Source organism: Arthrobacter sp. PAMC25564 (assembly GCF_004798705.1).
Taxonomy (GTDB): Bacteria; Actinomycetota; Actinomycetes; order Actinomycetales; family Micrococcaceae; genus Arthrobacter.
The window spans coordinates 1442430-1464495 of the sequence record NZ_CP039290.1; the positions used below are offsets into that span (position 1 = coordinate 1442430).

Annotated in this window: 27 protein-coding genes, 1 tRNA gene and 2 pseudogenes; 19 read left to right on the forward strand and 11 right to left on the reverse strand. The window is 67.7% G+C overall.

Annotation, left to right across the window (positions count from 1 at the left end; translation table 11 throughout):
* Positions 1 to 69: 69 nt before the first annotated feature.
* Both E5206_RS06525 and E5206_RS06530 read right to left on the reverse strand, forming a co-directional pair.
* Positions 70 to 1578 carry a catalase gene (locus E5206_RS06525; protein ID WP_136321792.1) on the reverse strand — a complete coding sequence of 503 codons (1509 nt, stop codon included), beginning with the start codon at positions 1576 to 1578 and terminating at the stop codon, positions 70 to 72.
* A 24-nt stretch (positions 1579 to 1602) separates the two neighbouring features.
* Entirely contained in the window at positions 1603 to 2070 is a 468-nt protein-coding gene (locus E5206_RS06530; RefSeq protein ID WP_136321793.1) for a Fur family transcriptional regulator, read from the reverse strand.
* 127 nt (positions 2071 to 2197) lie between these two features.
* Between E5206_RS06530 and E5206_RS06535 the strand changes: the two genes are divergently transcribed.
* Together E5206_RS06535 and htpX are read left to right on the forward strand one after the other, a co-directional pair.
* Positions 2198 to 3469, forward strand: coding sequence for an MFS transporter (locus E5206_RS06535; protein ID WP_136321794.1), 1272 nt, complete (start codon positions 2198 to 2200; stop codon positions 3467 to 3469).
* 37 nt (positions 3470 to 3506) lie between these two features.
* Positions 3507 to 4376: a zinc metalloprotease HtpX gene (gene htpX / locus E5206_RS06540; protein WP_136321795.1), complete on the forward strand. Its 870-nt coding sequence runs from the start codon at positions 3507 to 3509 to the stop codon at positions 4374 to 4376.
* 131 nt (positions 4377 to 4507) lie between these two features.
* Here the strand turns inward: htpX and E5206_RS06545 are convergent, their stop codons facing one another.
* Positions 4508 to 4999, reverse strand: coding sequence for a YajQ family cyclic di-GMP-binding protein (locus E5206_RS06545; protein WP_136321796.1), 492 nt, complete (start codon positions 4997 to 4999; stop codon positions 4508 to 4510).
* Positions 5000 to 5199: 200 nt separating this feature from the next.
* Between E5206_RS06545 and E5206_RS06550 the strand changes: the two genes are divergently transcribed.
* From E5206_RS06550 to E5206_RS19540, 4 genes and pseudogenes are all read left to right on the forward strand, one after another.
* The gene (locus E5206_RS06550) at positions 5200 to 5454 is read left to right on the forward strand and encodes a hypothetical protein (RefSeq protein ID WP_136321797.1); all 255 of its coding nucleotides are present in this window, start codon (positions 5200 to 5202) and stop codon (positions 5452 to 5454) included.
* Between the two features lie 150 nt (positions 5455 to 5604).
* Positions 5605 to 5686, forward strand: a tRNA-Tyr gene (locus E5206_RS06555).
* Positions 5687 to 5852: 166 nt separating this feature from the next.
* Positions 5853 to 6323 (forward strand): annotated as a pseudogene (locus tag E5206_RS06560) (ferritin); the annotation flags it as partial.
* Positions 6324 to 6525: 202 nt separating this feature from the next.
* Positions 6526 to 6738 (forward strand): annotated as a pseudogene (locus E5206_RS19540) (hypothetical protein); the annotation flags it as partial.
* 33 nt (positions 6739 to 6771) lie between these two features.
* Here the strand turns inward: E5206_RS19540 and E5206_RS19200 are convergent.
* From E5206_RS19200 to E5206_RS06585, 4 genes are all read right to left on the reverse strand, one after another.
* Positions 6772 to 7386: a PRC-barrel domain-containing protein gene (locus E5206_RS19200; RefSeq protein ID WP_168709279.1), complete on the reverse strand. Its 615-nt coding sequence runs from the start codon at positions 7384 to 7386 to the stop codon at positions 6772 to 6774.
* 112 nt (positions 7387 to 7498) lie between these two features.
* Positions 7499 to 8698, reverse strand: a complete 1200-nt coding sequence (locus E5206_RS06575) for an SLC13 family permease (protein ID WP_136321799.1) — start codon at positions 8696 to 8698, stop codon at positions 7499 to 7501.
* 92 nt (positions 8699 to 8790) lie between these two features.
* Positions 8791 to 9057 (reverse strand): hypothetical protein, encoded by a 267-nt coding sequence (locus tag E5206_RS06580; protein ID WP_136321800.1) that lies wholly within the window; start codon positions 9055 to 9057, stop codon positions 8791 to 8793.
* A gap of 135 nt (positions 9058 to 9192) precedes the next feature.
* Positions 9193 to 9378 (reverse strand): hypothetical protein, encoded by a 186-nt coding sequence (locus E5206_RS06585; RefSeq protein ID WP_136321801.1) that lies wholly within the window; start codon positions 9376 to 9378, stop codon positions 9193 to 9195.
* Positions 9379 to 9465: 87 nt separating this feature from the next.
* Between E5206_RS06585 and E5206_RS06590 the strand changes: the two genes are divergently transcribed.
* Positions 9466 to 10044, forward strand: coding sequence for a DinB family protein (locus E5206_RS06590; RefSeq protein WP_136323996.1), 579 nt, complete (start codon positions 9466 to 9468; stop codon positions 10042 to 10044).
* A gap of 52 nt (positions 10045 to 10096) precedes the next feature.
* Here the strand turns inward: E5206_RS06590 and E5206_RS06595 are convergent, their stop codons facing one another.
* On the reverse strand, positions 10097 to 10534 hold the full coding sequence (locus E5206_RS06595) for a DUF1810 domain-containing protein (RefSeq protein ID WP_136321802.1): 438 nt from the start codon (positions 10532 to 10534) through the stop codon (positions 10097 to 10099).
* 14 nt (positions 10535 to 10548) lie between these two features.
* On the reverse strand, positions 10549 to 11163 hold the full coding sequence (locus tag E5206_RS06600) for a GAF and ANTAR domain-containing protein (protein WP_136321803.1): 615 nt from the start codon (positions 11161 to 11163) through the stop codon (positions 10549 to 10551).
* A 206-nt stretch (positions 11164 to 11369) separates the two neighbouring features.
* Here E5206_RS06600 and E5206_RS06605 point away from each other — a divergent pair, with 206 nt between their 5' ends.
* From E5206_RS06605 to E5206_RS06640, 9 genes are all read left to right on the forward strand, one after another.
* The gene (locus tag E5206_RS06605) at positions 11370 to 12308 is read left to right on the forward strand and encodes an ABC transporter ATP-binding protein (RefSeq protein ID WP_136321804.1); all 939 of its coding nucleotides are present in this window, start codon (positions 11370 to 11372) and stop codon (positions 12306 to 12308) included.
* The gene (locus tag E5206_RS06610) at positions 12301 to 13893 is read left to right on the forward strand and encodes an ABC transporter permease (RefSeq protein WP_136321805.1); all 1593 of its coding nucleotides are present in this window, start codon (positions 12301 to 12303) and stop codon (positions 13891 to 13893) included. The genes E5206_RS06605 and E5206_RS06610 overlap by 8 nt, the downstream gene beginning before the upstream one ends.
* Positions 13890 to 14327 (forward strand): DUF1801 domain-containing protein, encoded by a 438-nt coding sequence (locus E5206_RS06615; protein ID WP_136321806.1) that lies wholly within the window; start codon positions 13890 to 13892, stop codon positions 14325 to 14327. The genes E5206_RS06610 and E5206_RS06615 overlap by 4 nt, the downstream gene beginning before the upstream one ends.
* Positions 14328 to 14374: 47 nt before the next feature.
* Positions 14375 to 14524 (forward strand): hypothetical protein, encoded by a 150-nt coding sequence (locus E5206_RS19205; protein WP_168709280.1) that lies wholly within the window; start codon positions 14375 to 14377, stop codon positions 14522 to 14524.
* Between the two features lie 11 nt (positions 14525 to 14535).
* A complete protein-coding gene (locus E5206_RS06620) occupies positions 14536 to 14739 on the forward strand; it encodes a hypothetical protein (RefSeq protein WP_136321807.1) in 204 nt (67 codons plus the stop codon).
* Positions 14736 to 15278: a GNAT family N-acetyltransferase gene (locus E5206_RS06625; protein WP_136321808.1), complete on the forward strand. Its 543-nt coding sequence runs from the start codon at positions 14736 to 14738 to the stop codon at positions 15276 to 15278. The genes E5206_RS06620 and E5206_RS06625 overlap by 4 nt, the downstream gene beginning before the upstream one ends.
* Before the next feature lie 14 nt (positions 15279 to 15292).
* On the forward strand, positions 15293 to 16021 hold the full coding sequence (locus E5206_RS06630; RefSeq protein ID WP_136321809.1) for a Type 1 glutamine amidotransferase-like domain-containing protein: 729 nt from the start codon (positions 15293 to 15295) through the stop codon (positions 16019 to 16021).
* Positions 16022 to 16082: 61 nt separating this feature from the next.
* Positions 16083 to 16628: an acyl-CoA thioesterase gene (locus E5206_RS06635; RefSeq protein WP_136321810.1), complete on the forward strand. Its 546-nt coding sequence runs from the start codon at positions 16083 to 16085 to the stop codon at positions 16626 to 16628.
* 139 nt (positions 16629 to 16767) lie between these two features.
* On the forward strand, positions 16768 to 17181 hold the full coding sequence (locus tag E5206_RS06640) for a thioredoxin family protein (RefSeq protein WP_136321811.1): 414 nt from the start codon (positions 16768 to 16770) through the stop codon (positions 17179 to 17181).
* 95 nt (positions 17182 to 17276) lie between these two features.
* Here the strand turns inward: E5206_RS06640 and E5206_RS06645 are convergent, their stop codons facing one another.
* Positions 17277 to 17555, reverse strand: a complete 279-nt coding sequence (locus tag E5206_RS06645) for an antibiotic biosynthesis monooxygenase (protein ID WP_136321812.1) — start codon at positions 17553 to 17555, stop codon at positions 17277 to 17279.
* A 100-nt stretch (positions 17556 to 17655) separates the two neighbouring features.
* On the opposite strand from E5206_RS06645, the gene E5206_RS06650 reads away from it, so the two are divergent.
* Together E5206_RS06650 and E5206_RS06655 are read left to right on the forward strand one after the other, a co-directional pair.
* Positions 17656 to 19332, forward strand: a complete 1677-nt coding sequence (locus E5206_RS06650) for an AMP-binding protein (protein ID WP_136321813.1) — start codon at positions 17656 to 17658, stop codon at positions 19330 to 19332.
* Positions 19333 to 19477: 145 nt separating this feature from the next.
* Positions 19478 to 20449 (forward strand): hypothetical protein, encoded by a 972-nt coding sequence (locus tag E5206_RS06655; protein ID WP_168709281.1) that lies wholly within the window; start codon positions 19478 to 19480, stop codon positions 20447 to 20449.
* A gap of 30 nt (positions 20450 to 20479) precedes the next feature.
* Here the strand turns inward: E5206_RS06655 and E5206_RS06660 are convergent, their stop codons facing one another.
* The gene (locus E5206_RS06660) at positions 20480 to 21460 is read right to left on the reverse strand and encodes a 3-methyladenine DNA glycosylase (protein WP_136321815.1); all 981 of its coding nucleotides are present in this window, start codon (positions 21458 to 21460) and stop codon (positions 20480 to 20482) included.
* Positions 21461 to 21622: 162 nt separating this feature from the next.
* Between E5206_RS06660 and E5206_RS06665 the strand changes: the two genes are divergently transcribed.
* Positions 21623 to 22063, forward strand: coding sequence for a VOC family protein (locus E5206_RS06665; protein WP_136321816.1), 441 nt, complete (start codon positions 21623 to 21625; stop codon positions 22061 to 22063).
* The last annotated feature ends 3 nt before the right edge of the window (positions 22064 to 22066 follow it).

Genomic DNA, 22066 nt, shown 5'->3' on the forward strand with positions numbered 1-22066 from the left:
CGGCAGCACAACGAAACACCCCGCCACGGAGATCCGTGGCGGGGTGTTTCGTTGTCCGGAAGAGGGGAATCAGCCGATCTTGTTGGCTGCCTCGGCGGCGGACACGGCGGCAACACCCAGGTTGGCGCGCAGCTTCGAGCCGAGTTCGGCGTCGACGTTGGTCCAGTACTGGATGGCGCGTTCCTTGATTTCAGCGTTCTTGACGCCGCCCACGGCACCGGTGATGGTGTCGAGGAAGCGGGCCTTGGCTGCTTCATCGTAGACCTCGCGGTACAGTGTGCCGGCCTGGCCGAAGTCGCTGTCCTCGGAGTGCAGGGTCGCAGCGGCACGGACCAGGGCGCCGTCGAACTCCCAGGAGCCCTCGCCGGCGCGGGCAGCGTCGGCCACCGGGCCACCGAAGGAGTTCGGTGCGTAGACCGGAGCCGATGCCGGCTTGAAGCCGTGGCGCAGCGAGCCGTCCTGCGAGTAGTTGTTCACCGGGGAGACCGGGCGGTTGACCGGCAGCTCGTTGAAGTTGGTGCCAACGCGGTAACGGTGTGCATCCGGGTAGGAGAACACGCGTGCCATCAGCATCTTGTCCGGGGAGATGTCGTGGCCCGGAACGGTGTTCGCGGGGGACAGGGCGATCTGCTCGATCTCGGCGAAGAAGTTCTCCGGGTTGCGGTTCAGCTCGAAGTGCCCGACCTTGACCAGCGGGTAGTCCGCGTGCGGCCAGACCTTGGTCAGGTCGAACGGGTTGAAGCGGTACGTCTTGGCGTCTTCGTACGGCATGACCTGCACGTGCAGGTCCCAGCTCGGGAAGTTGCCTTCGGCGATGGCCTCGTAGAGGTCGCGGCGGTAGTAGTCGGCGTCGGCCCCGGCGAGCTGCTCAGCCTGCTCGTTGGTGATGTTGTGCTCGCCCTGGTTGGAGCGGAAGTGGTACTTCACCCAGAAGCGCTCGCCCTCGGCGTTGGTCCACAGGTAGGTGTGCGAGGAGAAGCCGTGCATTTCGCGCCAGGAGCGGGGCAGGCCGCGGTCACCCATGAGGTAGGTGACCTGGTGGGCCGACTCCGGGGAGAGGGTCCAGAAGTCCCACTGCATGTCGGCGTCGCGCAGGCCGGAGCCCGGCAGGCGCTTCTGCGAGTGGATGAAGTCCGGGAACTTGATGCCGTCCTTGATGAAGAACACGGGGGTGTTGTTGCCCACGATGTCCAGGTTGCCCTCGGGCGTGTAGAAACGGGTTGCGAAGCCGCGAACATCGCGCCAGGTGTCGGGGGAGCCCATCTCGCCGGCCACGGAGGAGAAACGGATGGCGGTGCCGACCTGGGCGCCCGGCTGGAAGGCGGCCACGCGGGTGTACTTGGAAACGTCGCCGGTCACGGTGAAGGTGCCGAAGGCGCCGCCGCCCTTGGCGTGCACGATACGCTCCGGGATGCGCTCGCGGTTGAACTGGGCCAGCTTCTCGACCAAGTAACGGTCGTGCAGCGCGGTGGCGCCGTCGGCTCCGGCGGTGAGCGAGTGCTCGTCGGACGCGACAGGGGCGCCTGACTGAGACGTGGTCGCGGTGTGCAAGATGGGCGCAGAAAGGTTTGCAGTCATCATTCTCCTTTGTTGATTACTTGCTTATTTGGATTCGGAGGGAAGTTGTTGGGTGCGCTGGCAGTCCTGGCAGATGCCCTGGTACATGACGTCGGCGATCTGGATGGTCATCGGCTTCGCGTCCTTGTCCCAGTGCGGGGTGAGGCAGGGCGCGTGGCCGACGGCGCATTCGACGTCCTCGACGCGGCCGCAGCTGATGCAGATGGCGTGGTGGTGGTTGTCGCCCACACGCGTCTCATACAAGGCGGGGGAGTGCGGCGGTTCGAAGCGGCGCAGCATCTGCAGTTCGGTGAGGTCGCCCAGGACCACGTAGACGGACTGCGCCGTCAGTTCGGGCAGTTCCTGCCGGGCGGCGGCGAGGATGCCCTCTGCCGGGGAATGCGGGTGGTGTTCGACGGCGGCCAGTACGGCCAGGCGCTGTCTGGTCACCCGGCGGCCGTGGGCACGCAGGGCGGCAGACCATGCTTCGTCGCTGCCCGTGTGATCCGTCATGCCCCCATTCAAGCATTTATTATGACTCGATAACAATAAGGCAAGGCTTATGACGTCCGCCGGGGCGTCCGCCGGCGTCACGAAGCCAGCGCACGAAGCTGGCGGCAGGCGCCACTAGAGTTGCCGGGTGGGGAAATTTCTGGCGGACGTCACGCCGCTGCGCGAGAGCCCGGCGTTCCGCCGTCTGTGGCTGGGGTCCGCTGTCTCGGCCGTGGGCAGCCAGCTGACCATCGTGGCGGTCAGCCTGGAGGTCTACCGGCTCACCCAGGACAGCCTGTACGTCGGCCTGCTCAGCATCTTCGCCCTTGTGCCGTTGGTGTTCGGCGGCCTGCTCGGCGGCTCGGTCGCGGACGCCCACGACCGCCGCAAGGTGGCCCTGCTGGCCTCCTCTGTGCTGTGGCTGACCACGGCCGGCCTGGCGCTCCAGGCCTGGCTCGAGCTGGGCAACGTGTGGCTGCTGTACGTGCTCGTGGCGGTTCAAAGCGGCGCGCAGGCCATCAACCAGCCGGCCCGCAGCGCCATCATCCCCGTGCTGGTCCGGAAGGAACTGCTGCCCGCCGCCAACGCCCTGAGCATGATCAGCTTCGGCCTGAGCATGACCGCCGGCCCGCTGCTCGCCGGGGTGCTGGTGGCGTGGATCGGCTTCGGCTGGACCTATACGATCGACGTCCTCAGCTTCGGCTTCGCCTTCTGGGCGCTCCTGAAGCTGCCGCCGATGCCGCCGGGGGAGCATGCCCGCCCCGCGGGGCTGCGGTCCGTCGTCGAGGGCTTCCGCTTCCTCGGCACCCGGCCCAACCTGCGCATGACCTTCGTCATCGACCTCGTGGCGATGATCTTCGCCCAGCCGCGGGCCCTGATGCCCGCGATCGGTGCGCTGATGATCGGCGGCGGGGAAACAACGGTCGGCATCCTGCTGGCCTCCACCGCCGTCGGCGCCTTCCTGGCCGGACTCTTCTCCGGGCCGCTCGGCGGGGTACGCAGGCAGGGCGTTGCCGTCGTGTGGTCCGTCATGGGCTGGGGCGCCTCGATCGCCGGGTTCGGCCTGGTGGTGCTGCTGGCAGGCCGGACCGGAGCGGCCGGGGTGACGCCGTGGCTGCTGCCCGCCGCCCTGTGCTGCGCGCTGGCCGGCATCGCGGATTCCGTCAGCGCCGTCTTCCGCACCACCATCCTGCAGGCGTCCACCCCGGACCATCTGCGCGGACGGCTCCAGGGCGTGTTCGTCGTTGTGGTGGCAGGCGGTCCGCGGCTGGGGGACCTGCTCGCGGGCGGCGGGACTAAGCTTTTGAGTGAGGGTTGGGTTGTGCTCCTGGGCGGCCTGCTGTGCATCGGCCTGGCGTGGACGGTGGCGCACCTGCAGTCAGGATTCCTGAAGTACGACGCCCGGAACCCGGTGCCCTAGCAGTTCGTTTTCGTGAAGAGACGTAAGGGGAGGAACAGTGCACCAGCATCACAACGGACTGAAGACCGCGGCGCTTTTCGGGGTGCTGTGGGCAGTACTGCTGGCGCTGGGGGCCCTGATCGGATCCAGCATGCGCAGCGCGGCCCCCATCTGGATCATGGCGCTGATCGGCGTCGGCACCACGGCCTACGGGTACTGGAACAGCGACAAGATCGCGATCCGGTCGATGCAGGCCTATCCGGTCACCGAGGCGGAGGCGCCGCAGCTGTACCAGATTGTCCGGGAACTGTCCGCCCGCGCCAACCAGCCGATGCCCCGGATCTACATTTCGCCCACCCTGACCCCGAACGCCTTCGCCACCGGCCGGAACCCGCAGAACGCAGCCGTGTGCTGCACGGAGGGGATCCTCCGGCTGCTCGACGCCCGCGAGCTGCGGGGAGTACTGGGCCACGAACTCATGCACGTCTACAACCGCGACATCCTGACCTCGTCGGTGGCCGCCGCCGTCGCCGGCGTGATCACCTCGGTGGGCCAGATGCTGCTGTTCTTCGGCGGCGGGGACCGGCGCAACGCGAATCCGATCGCGATGATCGCCATGGCGCTGCTGGCACCCTTCGCGGCGTCGCTGATCCAGATGGCCATCTCCCGGACCAGGGAGTTCGACGCCGACGAGGACGGATCCGCCCTTACCGGAGACCCGCTGGCGCTCGCCTCCGCCCTGCGCAAGATCGAGCAGGGCGTGCAGCTGGCACCGTTGCCGCAGGACCAGCGGCTGGTCAATACCTCGCACCTGATGATCGCGAACCCGTTCCGTGGCGGCGGCATGGTGAAACTGTTTGCCACGCATCCGCCGATGAGCGAGCGGATCGGCCGGCTGGAGCGGATGGCAGGCCGGCCGCTGGGCTGAGTGCCGCCGTCGGAAGTCCCCCGACGCGCAAAATCGCCAGCGACGCGCAAAAGGGCTGGCGACACCCGAATTCCGGTGTCGCCAGCCCTTTTGCGCGTCGCGCAGCAGATCGCGCGTCGGTGGCCGGCCGGTCAGCTGCGGAAGTTCACAAACTGCAGGTCGGCCTCATCGAATTTCTTGAGGATGTTCATGGTCTCCTGCAGGTCATCGCGTGACTTGGACGTCACGCGCAGCTCGTCGCCCTGGATCTGCGATTTGACGGACTTGGGGGCCTCGTCGCGGATCAGCTTGTTGATCTTCTTGGCGAGATCCTGGGCGATGCCCTCCTTGATGGAGGCCTCCAGCCGGAATTCCTTTCCGGAGGCGTACGGCTCGCCCGTGTCCAGGGACTTCAGCGAGATGCCGCGGCGGATGAGCTTGGACTGCAGCACGTCCAGGACGGCGAGCACACGCTCCTCGGAGTTGGCCTTCATGAGGATCTTCTCGCCGCTGAAATCGACCTCGGCGCCGACGCCCTTGAAGTCGTAACGCTGGACCAGTTCCTTCTGGGCCTGGTTCAGCGCGTTCGCGACTTCCTGCTTGTCTACCTTGCTGACGACGTCGAATGTGGATTCGCCTGCCATGACTGTCCTCCTGATGGTTGCCGGGTGCCTGTTGAAAGGCGGTGATATCTGCATTCCAGACTAGTACGGATGCCTCCGATGTGAAGGCCGGCCGGCCGCGGTACCGGTTCCCAGCCCGCTCAAAGCCTGGACACGGCGGGAACCAAGCAACGGGTTCCAGAGTTGCAGGGGTTGGAAGAGTCGTTCGAAAGGCGAAGCCCATGCACCCCAAAGCCGTCCGGTATGTCACCCGTTCCTCTGCCGCAGCCGCAGGCACCATCGCCGCGGCGGCATCGTCCGTAGCCGCCGCGGCGCTGGCCGCCTCCATCATCCTCAGTCCGGCCGCGGATGCCTCCTCCCGGATGGATGGAATCCACGCGGACCTGTCCCGTGCGGTGCAGCTGAACCAGGTCACCGAGGAGCAGGCGGCACGGTTCGAGGCGAAACTGGCCGGGCGCATCCTCGGAGAAGCCTGAAATTCCGGGCTTTTTGGGGCCGCAGGACGCCGATTCGATTCTTCGGCAGAAGTTCTGTAAAGTTGTCTTGCCCGCGGTTACTGGAAGCGGAACGGACTGGAAACAGCCGTTCTGGACAAGGAAGCCGCGAGTGATCTTCTTTTGAAGTTCGGCAGATTACCCGAGCGGCCAAAGGGGGCTGACTGTAAATCAGCTGGCAACGCCTACGGGGGTTCGAATCCCTCATCTGCCACCCTTGGAAAAGCCTCCGGAACCAACTGGTTCCGGAGGCTTTTCCTTTGCCCTGGCGCCGGCCCCGTGCCCGACCCTCGCGCCTGGCAGGCGGGGCTTCGGCTGAACGACCCCGGCCCGAAGGGACAGGCCGGACCTTGACGGGCACTCCCGGTGGAAGACTCTCGTTGCAGGCCCGCCGGCAGTCCGGGACCCGGCAGATCCCCGCCTCACAGCGGTACATCGCCGTCGCCGCCTGGTTCGACGGGCAGGACCTTCCCCGGCTTGCCAAACACTTCTACCGACAATCCCTGGAGGAGCGGAATCACGCGATGATGATGGTCCGGTAAATCCTGGACCGCGGAATCAGGATCGCCATCCCCGGCATCGATCCGGTCCGGAACGACTTCGCTTCGGCGGAAGAACCCCTCTTCCTTGCCCTCGCCCAGGAAGTTGAGGTCACGGACCGTATCAAGGAACTGTTCGCCGTGGCCCGCGCGGAAGACGACCCGTTGGGTGAACAGTTCATGCTCTGGTTCCTCAAGGAGCAGGTCGAGGAGGTGGCATCGATGTCCACGCTGCTCAACGTCGCCCGCCGGGCGGACAACCTCTTCGACGTCGAGACTTTCCTGGCCCGTGAACGGGTGGGCGATGCCGGCCAGCACGGTGGCAGGAGCGGGGGTCAGCACGGCCACGGGGGCGGCGGACCCGCCGATGACTCCGGCACGCCGGAGGCTGCCGGCGGATCACTTTGGGGTCGCGCCTATCCCGATCAGGGGTCTGACCCCCGCCGGGGCCGGGAGACTCCGGCCGGGCCGGCCCCGGTCATAATTAGGTCATAAATCTTTCACTTAATTGTCGCCCCGCACCCACTACGTGCCCATGCAGATGGCCACGGCCCGGCACGACTCCCTGGCGGTGGAATACCTCGAGCACACCGGCTCCGGCCTGTTCGCGGTTCCTCCCGGGGTCAAGCCAGGCGGCCATCTCGGCGAAGGGCTGTTCGCAGCCGGACGGGGGCCAGCCATTTTGCCGGCGGAGAACAGGCCTTCCCCGACGCGGTCTTCCATGTAGAGAGGGTTGAAGTCCTCCGGCAACCGGCCGCGGCTATGGAATGGGACCCGGTTCGGGCGGGGGACCAGGCGGCCGGTGCGGCGGGTGTGGGCCGGGATGCGGGGGCGGGGGCGGGGGCACATATTCTTGCAGGTGTGGCGGCGGGGGTGGCGGGCCGGCATGCGGCAGAGGGCGCAGGGGCATCTCCCGCGTGGACCGTGCCCTATCGGCTTCGATCCGTCCTTCGTTACCCGCGGCATCGGCCGTGGTTTGTCGCGGCACAGTCTCCCCGGCGGCCGCCGAATCGTCCGGGGCTGTTCCCGTACCGGATCCTTCACCGGAGGCGTCGGCCGCGAGCCCGTAGTAGCGGTAGAGTTCCCGCTCCTGCGTCGCCGTGATCACGCCGCGGTTGCTGTCGATGCGCGGGCCGTTCTTCACCGTGTCCTTGGCGAAGGCGACCCTGATCACAGATTCCTCGAGGCTGGCCCCGGAGAGCGGCGCGAAGGACTCGGACATGCCGAACAGGCCTGTCCGCACGGTGACAAAGACCGGCTCCCCGGAATCGCCGCTGGTGAAGATCTGTTCCACGGAGCCGATTTTTTCCCCGTCCGCGTCCACGACGATGCCTCCGTTGAGGACGATGTTGTCAATGTCCTGCAAGCTGAGCATGACGCACTTCCTTCTGGTGAGGGCGCCGGGGGCGCCGGGCCGCTGTCCTTTATTCTTTCCTGATTATTCGAAACCGGCGATTGAGCCCCTTCCGGACGGCCCGTGAGAGGACTCACAGCCCTGTTGCTGCCAGTGCGGCCACCGCCGCGAGCACGGTCAGGGGCGCGACGATCAGACCGAAGAGCGCGTAGCCCTTCCACGTGATCAGGACATTCATCCGCACGAGCCGTTCGTGCCATAGCAGGGTGGCCAGTGACGCCCACGGGGTGATGAGCGGGCCGGCATTGACTCCGATCAGCAGGGCCGCCAGCCGCTGAGGCGTCTCCGCCAGTGGCTCGGCTAGCAGGTAGGCAGGCAAATTGTTCAGCAGATTCGAACCGACGGCGCCCGTCGCGGCCAGCCGGAGCAAGTCCGGAGTGGCCTGGCCCTGCCCGGCGAGTTGGCTCAGCATCACCGGAGCGCCCAGATGCCGGGTGGTTTCCATCACGAGAAAGAGTCCGGAGGCGAACAGCAGCAAGGACCAGGGAACCAGCGAGACCTTGAGCACGCGGGGTCGCCGGAGCGCGAACATCACTGCCAACACAATGCTGGCAGCCGCGGCGGGGATCCAGACCGGGGCCCCGGACACCAGAGCCGGCAGCAGCAATGCCAGCACGAGGGCGCCGGCCCCGAGCAGAATACGGTCCGCCGCTTCAGGCCTTGACCTGTCTTCGGTTGGTTGCTCCGGCCTGCTCCGGCCCACCGGTATCCGTGAATAACGCTTGCGAAGATCGCGGCGGAAGACGATGCCGATAAACACCAGCGGCACGAGGGCGGCCGCAAGGGCCGGTGCCCACATCAGGGCCGCAAACCCGGCCGGACGGATGCCGCCCAGGCTGTGCTGGGCCAGAAGGTTCGTCAGATTGGAAATAGGCAACAGCAGGCTGGCGGTGTTGGCCAGCCACACAGTGGTCAGGGCGAAAGGCAGCACCGGAAGCCCGGCCTGCCGGGTCACACTGACTACGACCGGGGTCAACAGCACCGCCGTTGTATCCAGTGACAGGAAGACGGTGCTCAGCGTCGCGAATGCCGCCAGGAACAGCCACAATAAAATGCTGCGTCCGAGGCTCCAATGCCGGAGCCGTCGTGCGGTCCAAAGGAAGACACCGGCCTCGCTCGCCAGTTCCGTCACAACGGTCATCGCGACGACGAAGAGCAGGATCGGAGCCACCCGGTCAACCAGTGCCGCCAGGTCGGCCAAGGGCAGGGCCCCGGCGGCCACCGCCACGGCACCGGCCACAAGCAACACGGCTCCAATGATCGCCAGACGCATGAACGGATTCTATGCCCCGGAACACGGGCCACCAGGCCCGGAACCTCCCACCCGCAAGTGCCGATACACGCTCGAGGCGGGTGTCCCGGCGCCTATCTGGTCATGCCGGGGTGCACCGCGACGAATTCGATCTGGTTCACGGGCTGGACGGTCTTTCTCGGTGCCCGGGAGTATCCCTTGGCGTCCAGGTGATTTCCGGCCCGGTAGACGGCAAGAGCCTCGTCATAGATCGTGTTGAGTTGCTGCCCGGAAAATTCCTCCGAAGAGCCGTCGTTGAAGGTGATGGAAATGACGGTGCTGACGGGAAAGTGCCTTTTCATGCGGATAAAGCCTTCGGCGTCCTGCTGGAGAGTAATCAATGCGGTCCTGCCTTCGTGATCGGGGACTTCCAGTCTCCCGCACCTTCTTCGGTATGCCGGCACGGCGCTGCCGGACCGACGTTCCGGACGAGCGGAAGGCCCCTCATCGAGGAGCCTTCCCATTCTTCTTGTGAGCTAGACCTTTTCGCGGGTCCGGTCGACCGTCGCCGGCTCCTCGACGGTGAATTCCCTGCTGCGGCGGGGGAAGGCCCAGAACTTGAAGTCCTTCGCTTCGACCCGGGGCTCCGGGCGCTCCTCAGATTCCTGTGAGGCATCCTTCTTGATGTCCCGCCGGAAATCCCTGTTGTACTGATAGCACATCACTGACCTCCTTATGGTGACTGCCCTTTAATCCTCCTCCCCATCCGCCCGCCCGTCGATACCCGAGCGTTCGGTATAGTGCGCGCTATGGATGACAAGGCGACCCTGCACCGCTACCTGCGGACCCGGCGTGAGGACCTGCTCGCGAAACTCGACGGGCTCAGTGAGTACGACGCGCGCAGGCCGCTGACGCCGACAGGAACCAACCTGCTGGGCCTCGTCAAGCATGTGGCGAGCGTTGAACTCGGATACTTCGGTGAGGTCTTCGGGCGGCCCGCCGGGGTGGCCCTGCCGTCGCTGGCCGACGACGCCGAACCGGACGCCGATATGTGGGTCGCCCCGGACGAGACCCGCGAGGAGATCATCGCGCTGCACCGGCTGTCGGCCGCGCACAGTGACGCCACTATCGAGGAGCTTCCCCTCGACGCGCCGGGCGACGTACCGTGGTGGCCGGCGGATCGGCGCCGTGTGAGCCTGCACCAGATCCTGGTGCACATGTGCGTCGAGACGGCCCATCATCTCGGGCATGCCGACATCCTGCGTGAACTGATCGACGGCACGGCCGGGCAACGCCCGGGAGACCCGAACCTCACGCAACGGACCCCGGCCGGGTGGGCCGCGCACCGGGCCCGGATCGAAGCCGCCGCACGCGCGGCGGGTTGGTAGGTGTGGTACATGCCGGGCAGCGTCGCCTGGACGGCGGCACGCGGCGGCCAGCTCAGTCCTGGTTGCCCAGGAGCCGGTCCGTGGCCGGATCGGGAAGGCCCTCGAAGTACTTCGAAAGAACTTCCTGGAAAACGGATTCCTCCGGCGCGGCCCGCAGGAACAACGTCACCGAAGAGTGCAGCTTCCGGGCATCGATGCCGCCGAAGATCTGGACCGCCGTACGTCCTTCGAGCCGGGCAACGGCCGTTGCGCATTCAGCCAGCCGCGGACCCAGCACGGGATGCCGCAGATAGGCCTGTGCCTCGTCCAGCGAGGCGATGGCATATCTCCGGGAGGTCGGGCTCTGCCCCAGCCCGGCGGTCTGGGGGAAGACGAACCACATCCAGTGGCTCCGCTTGGACCCTTCGCGGAGTTCCGTGAGGGCACGCTGGTACGTCCCGGCGGCATCCTGGGCGGTCACGAACCGTTCCAGACCGTAGCGATCGTGCATGGGAGTGCCCTTCGTCATTCGTCGAAGTGCGGGGAAAAGTCTTCGTCTCCGGCGATCGACGAGATGACCGAGGCGGCGACGTCGCGGATCTTCACATTCCTGTTGTTGGAGGTATTTCGCAGGATCTTGAAGGCCGCCGCCCGGCTGCAGCGGTTCTGGGCCATGATGGCGCCGATGGCCATATCGATGGCCGTCCTTGATTGCATTGCGGCGGCCAGATCGTCGCGCGACTCGGTGAGCCGGGCCAGCCGGAGGCCCACCAACAGGGCGCGGGAGGCCTGTGCCGCAAAGGCCCCGGCCAACGTGGCGTCTCCGTCGGAAAAGGCATCAGCCTGCGTCGAAAAGACGTTGAGAACGGCGGTGTCACCGTCGTCCAGAACCAGGGGAATGCTCAGCGTGGAACTGGCCGCGGCGCCGCGGCTGCCGGCATTCACGGTGAATTTCTTCCGCTGGCTTAGAACGATTCCGCAGGATACGGGACGTTCGGGACGCGAGAAGTGCTGCGCGGACAGTGCCGCGAGTGCGGCCAGGAAATCGTCGACGCCCGCCGCGGCATCGTCGCTGTCCAGGACCAGATCCAGCAGGCGCCCGGTACCGCCGCGTGACGTGATGGCAAGATCGTCAATCATGTAAGCCCCCAATTCCTGACCGCACGTTTGCCCGATGACCAAACGAGGTCCTGCTTCGATGCTATTGCGAGGGGCCGGACGGCGGAAGGGACGCGCCGTACAGAATACCGGCCGCCACGGACTGCGCCCGGGGATGCTCAGGCAGGTCCTGAATCGTTGCCTTGCCTGAGGGTCGCCGCGCAGGCGCGCGGCGTATCGTGTTCCCTATGACGAGCGTCCTGGACATGGTCGGTGTGGTTAAGCGTTTCGGGTCCGTGACGGCCCTTGACGGGCTGGACTTTTCGGTCGAGGCGGGGGAGGTGCATGGCTTCCTCGGCCCCAACGGTGCCGGCAAGTCCACGACGATCCGGCTGCTGCTGGGTATGCTGCGGGCCAACGCCGGCTCGGTCCGGGTGCTTGGCCTGGACCCCTGGCGCGACGTGGCCACGCTGCATCGCCGCCTGGCCTATGTCCCCGGGGACGTGGCGCTGTGGCCCAACCTGACCGGCGGCGAGGTGATCGAGCTGCTGGGACGGCTTCAAGGCGGCCAGGACCAGGCCCGGCGCGACCGCCTCCTGGAGATGTTCGACCTGGACCCGACGAAGAAGTCGCGCGCCTACTCCAAGGGCAACCGCCAGAAGGTGGCGCTGATCGCAGCCCTGGCCACCGACGCCGAGTTGTTCCTGCTGGATGAGCCCACGAGCGGGCTGGACCCGCTGATGGAGGACGCTTTCCGCGGATGTGTCAGGGAGCTCCGGGACCAGGGGCGCACTGTCCTGCTCAGCAGCCATATCCTCAGCGAGGCCGAGGCACTCTCGGACCGGGTCAGCATCATCCGCGAGGGCCGGGTGGTGGACACCGGCAGGCTCGAAGAGCTGCGGCACCTCACCCGGACTTCTGTCACCGCCGACGTCGCAGCCGTGCCACCGGGCCTCGACGCCATTCCGGGGGTACACGACGTCGTCGTGGTGAACCACCGGGTCAGCGCCCAGGTGGAACCGTCCGGACTGGCGCCGCTGATGCGGGCGCTGACCGACGTCGGGTTGCATTCGCTGGTCAGCCAGCCACCCACGCTCGAAGACCTGTTCCTGCGGCACTATGGCCCTGCGGCCCGGGCAGTGCCCACCGCGGCAGCGTCGGGTACGGGACGGCCCGGCAATGCCTGAGTCGCTCGCCGGGACCGGGGTTTTGATCCGGCTGGGCCTGCGGCGGGACCGCTGGCTGCTTCCGGTCTGGATCGCCGGTTTCGCCGCCACGACGTATTCCACGGCCCTGGCCGGAGCCGAGCTCTATCCTGACGTCGGCAGCCGGGTCGAGGCGGCGACGGCCCTGAACGCCACAGCCTCCCTCGTGGCACTCTTCGGCCGGATCTACGACCCCGCCTCTTTAGGGGCGCTGTCCCTGATCAAGTACACCGCCTTCATGGCGGCCATCCTCGCGGTCCTCATGGCCATGATCACCATCCGGCACACCCGCGCCGACGAAGAGTCCGGCCGCCTGGAACTGCTCGGCGGCGGGAGGCTGGGGCGCGACGCCCCGCTGGCCGCCGCCCTGGTGATCAGCTTCGGGGCCAGCCTCGTCCTCGGTCTCGTGACAGCCGCGTCCCTGGCGGCGGGAGGGCTGCCGGCCGCAGGGTCCCTCGCGTTTGGGCTGGGCTGGGCGGCCACCGGGATGGCCTTCAGTGCGGTGGCCGGAGTGGCCGCGCAGCTGACCGCCAGCGCACGGGCCGCCACCGGGCTCAGCGTCGGCGTCATTGCCGTCACTTATGCCCTGCGGGCGGTGGGCGACCTCGCCGAACCGGGACCTTCCGCATTGTCCTGGCTGTCACCGATCGGCTGGAACCAGCAGATCCGCGCCTTTGCCGGGGACCGCTGGTGGGTGCTCGCGCTGCCCCTTGCCCTGTGCGCGGTCCTCGTGCCGGTGGCCCTGGCGCTCCGGGCGCGCCGGGACCTGGGCTCCGGACTGCGCGAGGAGCGGCCCGGTCCGGCGCGCGGCTCGCTCCGGGGTGTCTGGGACCTGGCCGTGCGGCTTCAGTTCCGTGTGCTGCTGGCCTGGTCGGTGGCGTTCCTCGTCTTCGGCGTGGTGGTCGGCTCGCTTGCCGGCAACGTCGCGGATCTGCTGAGTTCCGCCAACGCCCAGGAGCTGATCAGGACGCTGGGTGGAAGCCAGGCGATGACCGACGCGTTCCTGTCCGCGGAAGTCGGGATCATGGGCCTCCTCGCCGCCGCGTACGGACTGTCCGCGGCCGCGCGCCTGCGCGAGGAGGAAACCGCAGGCCATGTTGAGGCGCTGCTGGGCACCGCGACCACCCGGGCACGGTGGGCCACCAGCCACTTTGCGGCCGCCGCGGCCGGGGTTGCCCTGCTCATGCTGCTGGCCGGCATGTCGGTCGGCGCCGGCGCTGCCGCCGCCCTGGGCGACGGAGCACAGTTCGGCCGGGTCACGCTGGCCGCCCTTGCCCAGATCCCGGCAGCGTGGGTCGTCACGAGCGCGGTGCTGGCAGTGTTCGGCTGGGCGCCCCGCCTGACCGGGGCCGTGTGGGGCCTGCTGCTCGCCTTCGTCGCGCTTGGCGAGTTCGGGGTGCTGTGGAACGCGCCGGAGTGGCTGATGGATCTTTCGCCGTTCCGGCACTCTCCGCTGCTGCCGCTCGATTCCAGCGACGCCGGCCCGCTGCTGGCACTGACCGTGGTCGCCGCGGCGCTCGCCGGCGTCGGCTATTCCGGCTGGCGCCGCCGGGACCTCGCCGCATGAGCGCCGCCGGCCGCACGGACAGCAGCCCGGGTTCCAGCCGGGATCCCCGCGTTGACTCGTTCATCGAGGTGCTGCCGGGCTGGCAGCAGGCCGTCTGCCGCGAGGTCCGCGAACTTGCGCATGCCGCCGACCCTGGGGTCTCCGAGACCATCAAGCGCACCACCCGGCCCTACTTCGTGCTTGACGGCAACATCTGCGCGCTGCAGGCCGCCAAGGACCACGTCAACGTCTTCCTCTACGACGGCGGGATCGTTCCGGATCCGGAGGGGATCATCACCGCCGGCCACAGCAACAAGACCGCCCGGACGGTGGCCTTCCGCGAGGACGAGGCCATCAACGCGCCGGCCCTGGTGCAGATATTCCGCCAGATCATCGCGAACAACCGTGCCGGCGGCTGGCGGAAGCTCAAAACCGGCGGCCCGATGTCGCGCTGAGCGTTCCGGAGGGGCGGGGGCCTGTCTGCCATGATGGCGGGATGGACATGACCGAAGAACCGTGGGCGTCCGACTGGGCCGGGGCCCTCGAACTCGTGCGGCTTCCGCCGGCCGTGCCGGATGCGCTCGCCGACGGCGATCTGGCCGCAGCGCGCGCCGTGACCGCCGCCGGGGCCACGCGCGGGGCGCCCTCGTGATCCTCCTGGAGATGGCGAAGTATCACCCGGAAGTCGCCGTCGTCCGGGCCACCGTGCGGCCGGACAACCTCTCCTCCCGGCGGCTGCTGGACCAGTACGGGTTCCGCGAAGCGGGGGATCAGTGGGACGATGACGACGGCCTGGAGACGATTCTCGAAGTGCCGGTGAAGGGCTTGACGGCGGTTGAGACCGCCACGGCGGGTGGCTGCGGATGAGCGGGAAGGGAACGGTCTTGCTGGGTGGCGTCCGGGTGAGGGTGCTGCGCAGCTCCGACGCCGGGCGGATGGCTGCCGCCTACCGGCGGAACCGGGAGCATCTGGCCCCCTGGGAGCCGTTGCGGGCCGAGGAGTTCTTCACGGCTGACGGCCAGGCCGCCAGCATCGAGTCGAAGGTCGCCTTGTTCATCGCCGGTTCCGAAGTTCCGCAGGTGCTGCTGGACGGAGAGCGCATCATCGGGGTGATGAACCTGAGCGGGATCGTTCGCGGACCGTTCCTCAGCGCCCACCTCGGCTACTGGGTGGCCCGGGAATTCAACGGCCGCGGGATCGGCTCGGCGGCCGTCGAGTTCGCCGTTGAGTCTGCGCGGAGCGAACTGGGGCTGCACCGGCTGCAGGCCTCGACCCTGCCGCACAATGCCGCGTCCCGGAAGATCCTCAAGCGGGCCGGATTCGAGGAAATCGGCCTGGCCCCGGCCTACCTCCAGATTGCCGGCTCGTGGCAGGACCACATCCTGTACCAGCGCCTCCTGTACTGACTACCGTGGGAGCCATGAGCATCTTCCTCGTCGGCGGCGGCCCCGACACCGTCACGACCCCTGTTGTGTTCGACCGGTTCATGCGGGAAGTCCGGCACCGGGCAGCTGGGGGCAGGGTTGCGCGCATCGTGGTGGTGCTCGTCGACGACGAGGGCAGCTCGGAGTATTTCCTCCCCGCCTATCTGGATCCCCTGCGGGCCCGGGCCGCCTGCGAGGTGGTCACCGTGCTGCTCCATCCCGGCGGGGCGGTGGCCCCGGACGTCTTCGCCGACGTCGACGCGATCGTCGTCGGGGGTGGCCCCACTCCCGTCTACCTCGACGCACTGCGGAACGCGGCGCCGGCCATCCGGCTGGCAGTCGCGGCCGGTGCGCCGTATCTGGGCTTCTCCGCGGGAGCGATGGTCGCGCCGTCACGGGCGATCATCGGCGGCTACCGGGTGCGCGGCACGGAGGTCTGCGGGGAGGAATGCTCCGAAGGCCTCGACGAGGTCGAGATCCGCGACGGGCTCGGCCTGGTGCCCTTCGCCGTCGATGTCCACGCGGCGCAGGCGGGCACCCTGGGCCGGGCCGTCGCCGCGGTGGTCAGCGGACTCGTGGACAAAGCAGTGGCCGTGGACGAAAACACCGCCCTCGTCCTGCCGCACTCGGATCCACAGGAGCAGCAGGCCATCGGGACGGGAAACTGCTGGCTGGTCCGCGGCACCGGACACAAGGCCACGGTCTCGGTGCTGTCCGCCGCATAACCAGTGGCTCGCCGTGCCGACCCGCTTGGCGGCATGGTTACTCGCGGGTAACGTTGGGCCCATGCATTTGCTGCTCCGCACCCTCCTCCTGTTGCTCACGTCCTCCCGCCGGCCGCCGCTGAGCATCTGGGACACGTCCTCGCTGCCGCTGCGGGTCCTGCCGAGCGATATCGACATCGCCCTGCACGTCAACAACGGCATGTACTTCTCGCTCATGGACCTGGGCCGGTTCGACCTCATGGCGCGTAGCGGAACCTGGAAACGGATCCGCCGCCGCGGCTGGACCCCGGTGGCCGCGGGGGAGACCATCGCCTTCCGGCGCTCCCTCCAGCTGTGGCAGCGATACACGGTCGAGTCCAGGATCATCGGTCTCGACGCGAAGGCCATCTATTTTGAGCAGCGGATGGTCGTCGACGGCGAGATCTACGCCCGCGCCTACATTGCCACCCGCCTCGTGAGCAAGGGGAAGCCCGTCAGCCAGGCGGAGATCCTGCGCGAATTCGGCGCACCCCCGGCGGACCTGGAGCTGCCCGGGTGGATCCATGAATGGCGCGAAAGCAACGCGCTGCCCGGCGCCCGGCGCTCCGCCCCGCACGTCTGGGCCTGAGTACGTCCGGGACCGGGCGGACGGCGTCCCTCCGGGGCGGCCGCGAGCGACCCGGCGGGCGGCCGCCGTCGGGTATTCCCTGCTGTGCCATCAGCGAAACCGAGGGGACATTCCCGGACCGCTCCCGTACCGTTGACCCATGGCTACCGTAGACATCACAGGTGAACAGTTCGCATCGACCGTCGAGGACAACGACATTGTCCTCGTCGATTTCTGGGCCGAATGGTGCGGCCCGTGCAAGCAGTTCGGACCCACGTACTCAGCAGTCTCCGAGAAGCACCCGGACGTCCTCTTCTCCAAGGTGGACACCGAAGCGGAGCAGCAGCTCGCCGCCGAGGCCGGCATCACGTCCATCCCCACCCTGATGGCCTTCCGCGAAAAGGTGCTGGTGTTCTCCCAGCCCGGCGCGCTGAACGCCCAGCAGCTGGAGCAGGTGGTCGACGCCGTGAAGGCCCTGGACATGGAGGAAGTCCACGCGCATGTGGCCCGTTCGCAGGCCGAGGCTGCCGCCCCCGCAACCAGGCAGGACGGGACCCAGATCCCCGAGGCCTGAGCCGTTTTAACAGCAACGCGGGGTCACTCAGCGCCCATCACCATAGTGTTTATGGGCGCTGAGTGACCCCGCGTTGCTCTATTCGGAGGGTGCCGTCAGAGTTTTTCGATCTTGACCGGCTCGGCCAGCAGGGCGCTCAGGGACTCGTTGAGGTCCTGGAGTGCCGTGCCTTTGGCATGCTTGTCCAGGTCCTCCTGCGAGGCCCACAGCTCGGCCAGCACGAGGCGTTCCTCGGTGGCTTCGGTGAGCTCATAACGGATGCAGCCGGGTTCGTTGACAACCTCGTCGATTGCGATTTCCAGGGCGAGCTTCACGCGGAAGAATTCGCCCTCGTTGGGGATGAAAGTGGCCTGGAGGTCAATGGGAGCGCTCATGCGTTCACAATACCCGGAGCCTGCCGCGGGCCCTGAAGATTTCGTAGGACTTCCAAGCTTTACTCTTCTATTGCCGCCCGTCTGTTGGTAGCGTCACACCATGCTTGCATACACAGCCGGGGACACTGACGTCCCACTGCTCGACGAGACCATCGGCGCGAATTTCGAGCGGATCGTGGCCAGGTTCCCCCTGCACGACGCGCTGATCGAGGCCGCGGCGGTGCCCGGCGAAGAGGCCCGGCGGTGGAGCTACACCAAGCTGAACGACGACGTCGACCGCGTCGCCCGCGCGCTGCTCGCCGTCGGCGTCGGGCAGGGCGAACGGATCGGCATCTGGAGCCCCAACTGCGCGGAGTGGACCATCGTGCAGTACGCGACCGCAAAGGTCGGCGCGATCCTGGTCAGCGTCAATCCCGCCTACCGCAGCCACGAACTGGAGTTCGTGGTCCGGCAGAACGGCATGCGGATGCTGGTCTGCGCGCCGTCGGACAGGAACAGCGACTACACCGGCATGGCACGCCGGGCGCTGGCGGAATGCCCAGAGCTGCGCGAGCTGGTCTTCCTGCCCGACGCCGGCCTGGCCGAGCTCACCGCCGGCGAGCCCGAAAACGAAGCCGAACGGACCTTCGCGGAACTGCTCAAGCGGGCCGACGACGTCGCCCATGCCGACCTCAAGGCGCGGATGGCCGGACTGGACCCGCACGACGCGATCAACCTCCAGTACACCTCCGGCACCACGGGCTTCCCCAAGGGGGCCACGCTGACCCACCACAACATCCTGAACAACGGCTATTCCATCGGCGAACTGCTGGACTATACCGAGCACGACCGGGTGGTGATTCCGGTGCCCTTCTACCACTGCTTCGGCATGGTGATCGGGAACCTGGCCGCCCTCAGCCACGGCGCCGCCACCATCATCCCGGGCCGGGGCTTCGCGCCCGCGGCGGCGCTGGAAGCGGTGCAGGACTTCGGCGGGACCTCGCTGTACGGGGTGCCGACGATGTTCATCGCCGAGCTGGCGCTGCCGGACTTCGCATCCTATGACCTCGCCACGCTGCGCACCGGCGTCATGGCCGGATCGCTGTGCCCCATCGAGGTGATGAACCGGGTCATCTCGGAGATGAACATGAAGGATGTGGCCATCTGCTACGGCATGACGGAGACCTCCCCGGTGTCCACCATGACCCGCAGCGTGGACAGCATGGCCCGGCGCACCGAGACCGTGGGCCGGACGATGCCGAACCTCGAGAGCCGGATCGTGGACCCGGTGACCCGCGGGGTGATTGAGCGCGGGGAGATCGGTGAACTGTGCACCCGCGGCTACTCCGTCATGAAGGGGTACTGGAACCAGCCGGACAAGACCGCCGAGGCGATCGATGCCGAGGGCTGGATGCACACCGGGGACCTGGCCCGGATGGATGCGGACGGCTACATCGTGATCGAGGGCCGGATCAAGGACATGGTGATCCGCGGCGGCGAGAACGTCTACCCGCGCGAGATCGAGGAGTTCCTCTACACCCACCCGGACATCCAGGACGTGCAGGTGATCGGGGTCCCGGATGAACGGTACGGGGAGGAACTCATGGCCTGCGTGATCCTCAAGCCCGGCGCGCCGCCCCTGGACGCCGGGAGCCTCGCCAAGTTCTGCCGCGGCAAGCTGGCGCACTACAAGATCCCGCGCTACGTCGACGTGCGGGACAGCTTCCCGATGACGGTGTCCGGGAAGATCCGCAAGGTGGATATGCGCAAGGAAGCGGTCGCCCGGCTGGGCCTCTGACAGCAACAGCTAAGGGCAACGCGGGGTCACTCACGGCCCATCCCGGGCCCCGGCATGGGCCGGAAGTGACCCCGCGTTGCCCGGATTTAGGCTGGCCTGTGGATAACTTCCGCGGGGGCACCGGGACGCGGCCACAATGGTGCCCATGGTCCGCATTACGCCGCTCCCGGAGAGCCTCAGCCAGACCCCGTTCACCGTCTACGAGTCCCGTGCCTTGGGCATACCGCCCAAACGCCTCCGGGCCACGGACCTGTCCGACGGCGGGCGGCTGATCTACCTGCCGGCCGGGCGCCACCTGGAGACGATCGAGCGAGCGCGGGTCCTCGCCATGGCGACTTCCGGCGCCTGGGTCTCCCATGAGACGGCGGCCCACCTGTCCGGGCTCGGCCTGCCGCCCTGGTTCGACGTCGAATCAACCATTCATCTGAGCAAGCCGCACGAACTGCCGCGGGTGCGCCGGGCCGGAGTCACGGGCCACCGGGTTCGGGTAATCCCGGGTGAGCTGACCATGATCGAGGGGATTCCGGTCTCAGGCAGGCCCCGGACCTGGCTGGACCTGGCGGCGAAACTGCCGCTCAGCTACCTCATTGCCATGGGGGACCAGCTGATCCGGATGCCCAGGCCAGGACTGGAAGGCAGGTCGGATCCTTATGCCTTCAAGGAAGGGCTGCGGCTGCTCATCCGTCAGCATCCCAATCTGAAAGGCGTTGAGAAGGCCCGGCTTGCCCTCGCGGAGATGCGGGTAGGCGCCGATTCGTTCCCTGAGACGTTCCTGCGGCTGGCAATGCTGGACGCACGGCTGCCGGAACCCGAGCTGCAGCTCCGTCTTGACCCGCACGATGCATGGTCTCCCGCTGCCGATCTTGGCTACCGGCGGTTCCGGATAGCGGTGCAGTACGACGGCGCCCACCACCTCACGCGGGCACAGCAGTCCCGGGACAACTGCCGGGACGAGGCTTTCCGCAGCGCGGGCTGGTCCTACTTCAAGGTCAACGCCGATGACCTGGCCGAGGATTTCCAGGGCGTCATCGCCCGGATCAAAAGGGCGTGGCTCCGCTCCGTCCAGTCCAACGCGGGGTCAGATAGCGTCCATCCCGGGCCCCGGCATGGGCCGTGAGTGACCCCGCGTTGCTTTTACGCGTTGCTTTTAGTGGTGGCGGTGGTCCTGGATGGTCATCCGCGGGCCGAAGGTCGGCTTGCGGAAACCGCTCAGCCCGAGCATCCGGACCACCCGTTGCCGGTGGCCGGCCCACGGTGCCAGGAGCCGGAGCATGCCGGCGTCGTCCGTCCGCCGGCCGGTCAGAGCGGCGCCCACATACGCGGCCAGATGGTAGTCACCCACCGCAATCGAGTCCGGGCAGCCGTGGGTGCGCTGCACGACTTCCGCCGCGGTCCACGCGCCGATCCCGGGAATGGTCTGCAGCTTCGTGGACGCTTCCGCGGAGGGCAGCGCCGCGAGCCGTTCAAGCGCGACGGCGGAGCGCAGCGCCCGCATGACGGTCGCCGAGCGCTGCGGGCCCACGCCGGCCTTGTGCCACTCCCACGAGGGGATGCGCAGCCACTGTTCCGGCGTGGGCTGGACCATCAGGTTCTCCGGAGCGGCCACGCCCGCGGAGGGCGCCGCGGTCCCGAAGCGGTACATCAGATAGCGGTAGCCGCGGCGGGCCTCGATGACGGTGACCTTCTGCTCGAGGATGGTGGGCACGAGAGAGTCAATCATCCGGCCGGTGGCGGGCAGCCGCACGCCAGGGTTCCGCCGTCGGGCTTCCACCACCAGGCGAGGGAGGGTGGCTCGGTAGGCGGCCTCGTCAAACGCCGACCAGTCGTCGTCGCGGCCCAGCAGCCGCGGGACGGAGGCGGCAGCGTCGGCGGCCCCCGGTCCCCACGCCTGTACATCAACGAACGGCGCGGAGTCCGGACCGCCGGCAGCGAGCCGCACGGCGGCCGGGCCGGCCGGCGTCGTCAACGCCATCCACAGCCCGCCCGGGACGGCGCGGAAAGACGGATCGCCCTGGCCGCGCAGCAGGGTCCCGACCGTCTGGAGCAGGTCGAACCGGCCGCCGGGGTGCCACCGCAAGGAGGCGTCCGCCGCGGCGGCAAAGCCGGCGGGAACGTCTGCGATGGTCATTCAAACATGTTCCCACGTCCGCCTGGCCGGCACGCTGCCCCGGCCCGGAAGTTTGGGACAAACGGCACTGAAAAAGAAGCCCGCGCGGGACTAGAATCCGGGTGTGGCGTGGACCGCCCGCGCCTGCTGGGGCCCAGGCCCTGGGGTTTTCAGGAGCACTCAATGACTGGTGGAGTAGTACATTTCGAGATTCCCGCCGACGACGAGAACCGTGCGGGAACGTTCTACAGTTCGGCATTCGGATGGGAAGTAAATCCGATGCCGGAACTGAGCTACACCATGATCAAGACCACGCCGACGGACGAATCGGGGCTGCCCTCCGTTCCAGGCTCTATCAACGGCGGGATGTTCCGCCGCGAAGGAACGGTCGCGTCCCCCGTTATCACCGTGGACGTTGACGACATTGACTCGGCACTGGAGAAGATCAATGCACTGGGCGGAAGTACCGTAATGCCGCGCCAGGATGTTGGCGGCATGGGCTGGTCCGCCTACTTCAAGGACACCGAGGGCAATATCGTGGGCCTCTGGCAGAACGCGGCCCCCGCAGGCGGAGCCGCGGACGCTCACGGCGCCGCTTCCACGGCGAACGACATCGGCGCCTGAGGG

Bases quoted from the DNA above. Each gene is read 5' to 3' on its own strand.
- E5206_RS06525 (WP_136321792.1), bottom strand. From the start codon at position 1,578: ATGACTGCAAACCTTTCTGCGCCCATCTTGCACACCGCGACCACGTCT.
- E5206_RS06530 (WP_136321793.1), bottom strand. From the start codon at position 2,070: ATGACGGATCACACGGGCAGCGACGAAGCATGGTCTGCCGCCCTGCGT.
- E5206_RS06545 (WP_136321796.1), bottom strand. From the start codon at position 4,999: ATGGCAGGCGAATCCACATTCGACGTCGTCAGCAAGGTAGACAAGCAG.
- E5206_RS06550 (WP_136321797.1), top strand. From the start codon at position 5,200: ATGCACCCCAAAGCCGTCCGGTATGTCACCCGTTCCTCTGCCGCAGCC.
- E5206_RS19200 (WP_168709279.1), bottom strand. From the start codon at position 7,386: ATGCTCAGCTTGCAGGACATTGACAACATCGTCCTCAACGGAGGCATC.
- E5206_RS06575 (WP_136321799.1), bottom strand. From the start codon at position 8,698: ATGCGTCTGGCGATCATTGGAGCCGTGTTGCTTGTGGCCGGTGCCGTG.
- E5206_RS06585 (WP_136321801.1), bottom strand. From the start codon at position 9,378: ATGTGCTATCAGTACAACAGGGATTTCCGGCGGGACATCAAGAAGGAT.
- E5206_RS06590 (WP_136323996.1), top strand. From the start codon at position 9,466: ATGGATGACAAGGCGACCCTGCACCGCTACCTGCGGACCCGGCGTGAG.
- E5206_RS06595 (WP_136321802.1), bottom strand. From the start codon at position 10,534: ATGCACGATCGCTACGGTCTGGAACGGTTCGTGACCGCCCAGGATGCC.
- E5206_RS06600 (WP_136321803.1), bottom strand. From the start codon at position 11,163: ATGATTGACGATCTTGCCATCACGTCACGCGGCGGTACCGGGCGCCTG.
- E5206_RS06605 (WP_136321804.1), top strand. From the start codon at position 11,370: ATGACGAGCGTCCTGGACATGGTCGGTGTGGTTAAGCGTTTCGGGTCC.
- E5206_RS06610 (WP_136321805.1), top strand. From the start codon at position 12,301: ATGCCTGAGTCGCTCGCCGGGACCGGGGTTTTGATCCGGCTGGGCCTG.
- E5206_RS06615 (WP_136321806.1), top strand. From the start codon at position 13,890: ATGAGCGCCGCCGGCCGCACGGACAGCAGCCCGGGTTCCAGCCGGGAT.
- E5206_RS19205 (WP_168709280.1), top strand. From the start codon at position 14,375: ATGACCGAAGAACCGTGGGCGTCCGACTGGGCCGGGGCCCTCGAACTC.
- E5206_RS06620 (WP_136321807.1), top strand. From the start codon at position 14,536: ATGGCGAAGTATCACCCGGAAGTCGCCGTCGTCCGGGCCACCGTGCGG.
- E5206_RS06625 (WP_136321808.1), top strand. From the start codon at position 14,736: ATGAGCGGGAAGGGAACGGTCTTGCTGGGTGGCGTCCGGGTGAGGGTG.
- E5206_RS06630 (WP_136321809.1), top strand. From the start codon at position 15,293: ATGAGCATCTTCCTCGTCGGCGGCGGCCCCGACACCGTCACGACCCCT.
- E5206_RS06635 (WP_136321810.1), top strand. From the start codon at position 16,083: ATGCATTTGCTGCTCCGCACCCTCCTCCTGTTGCTCACGTCCTCCCGC.
- E5206_RS06640 (WP_136321811.1), top strand. From the start codon at position 16,768: ATGGCTACCGTAGACATCACAGGTGAACAGTTCGCATCGACCGTCGAG.
- E5206_RS06645 (WP_136321812.1), bottom strand. From the start codon at position 17,555: ATGAGCGCTCCCATTGACCTCCAGGCCACTTTCATCCCCAACGAGGGC.
- E5206_RS06650 (WP_136321813.1), top strand. From the start codon at position 17,656: ATGCTTGCATACACAGCCGGGGACACTGACGTCCCACTGCTCGACGAG.
- E5206_RS06655 (WP_168709281.1), top strand. From the start codon at position 19,478: ATGGTCCGCATTACGCCGCTCCCGGAGAGCCTCAGCCAGACCCCGTTC.
- E5206_RS06660 (WP_136321815.1), bottom strand. From the start codon at position 21,460: ATGACCATCGCAGACGTTCCCGCCGGCTTTGCCGCCGCGGCGGACGCC.
- E5206_RS06665 (WP_136321816.1), top strand. From the start codon at position 21,623: ATGACTGGTGGAGTAGTACATTTCGAGATTCCCGCCGACGACGAGAAC.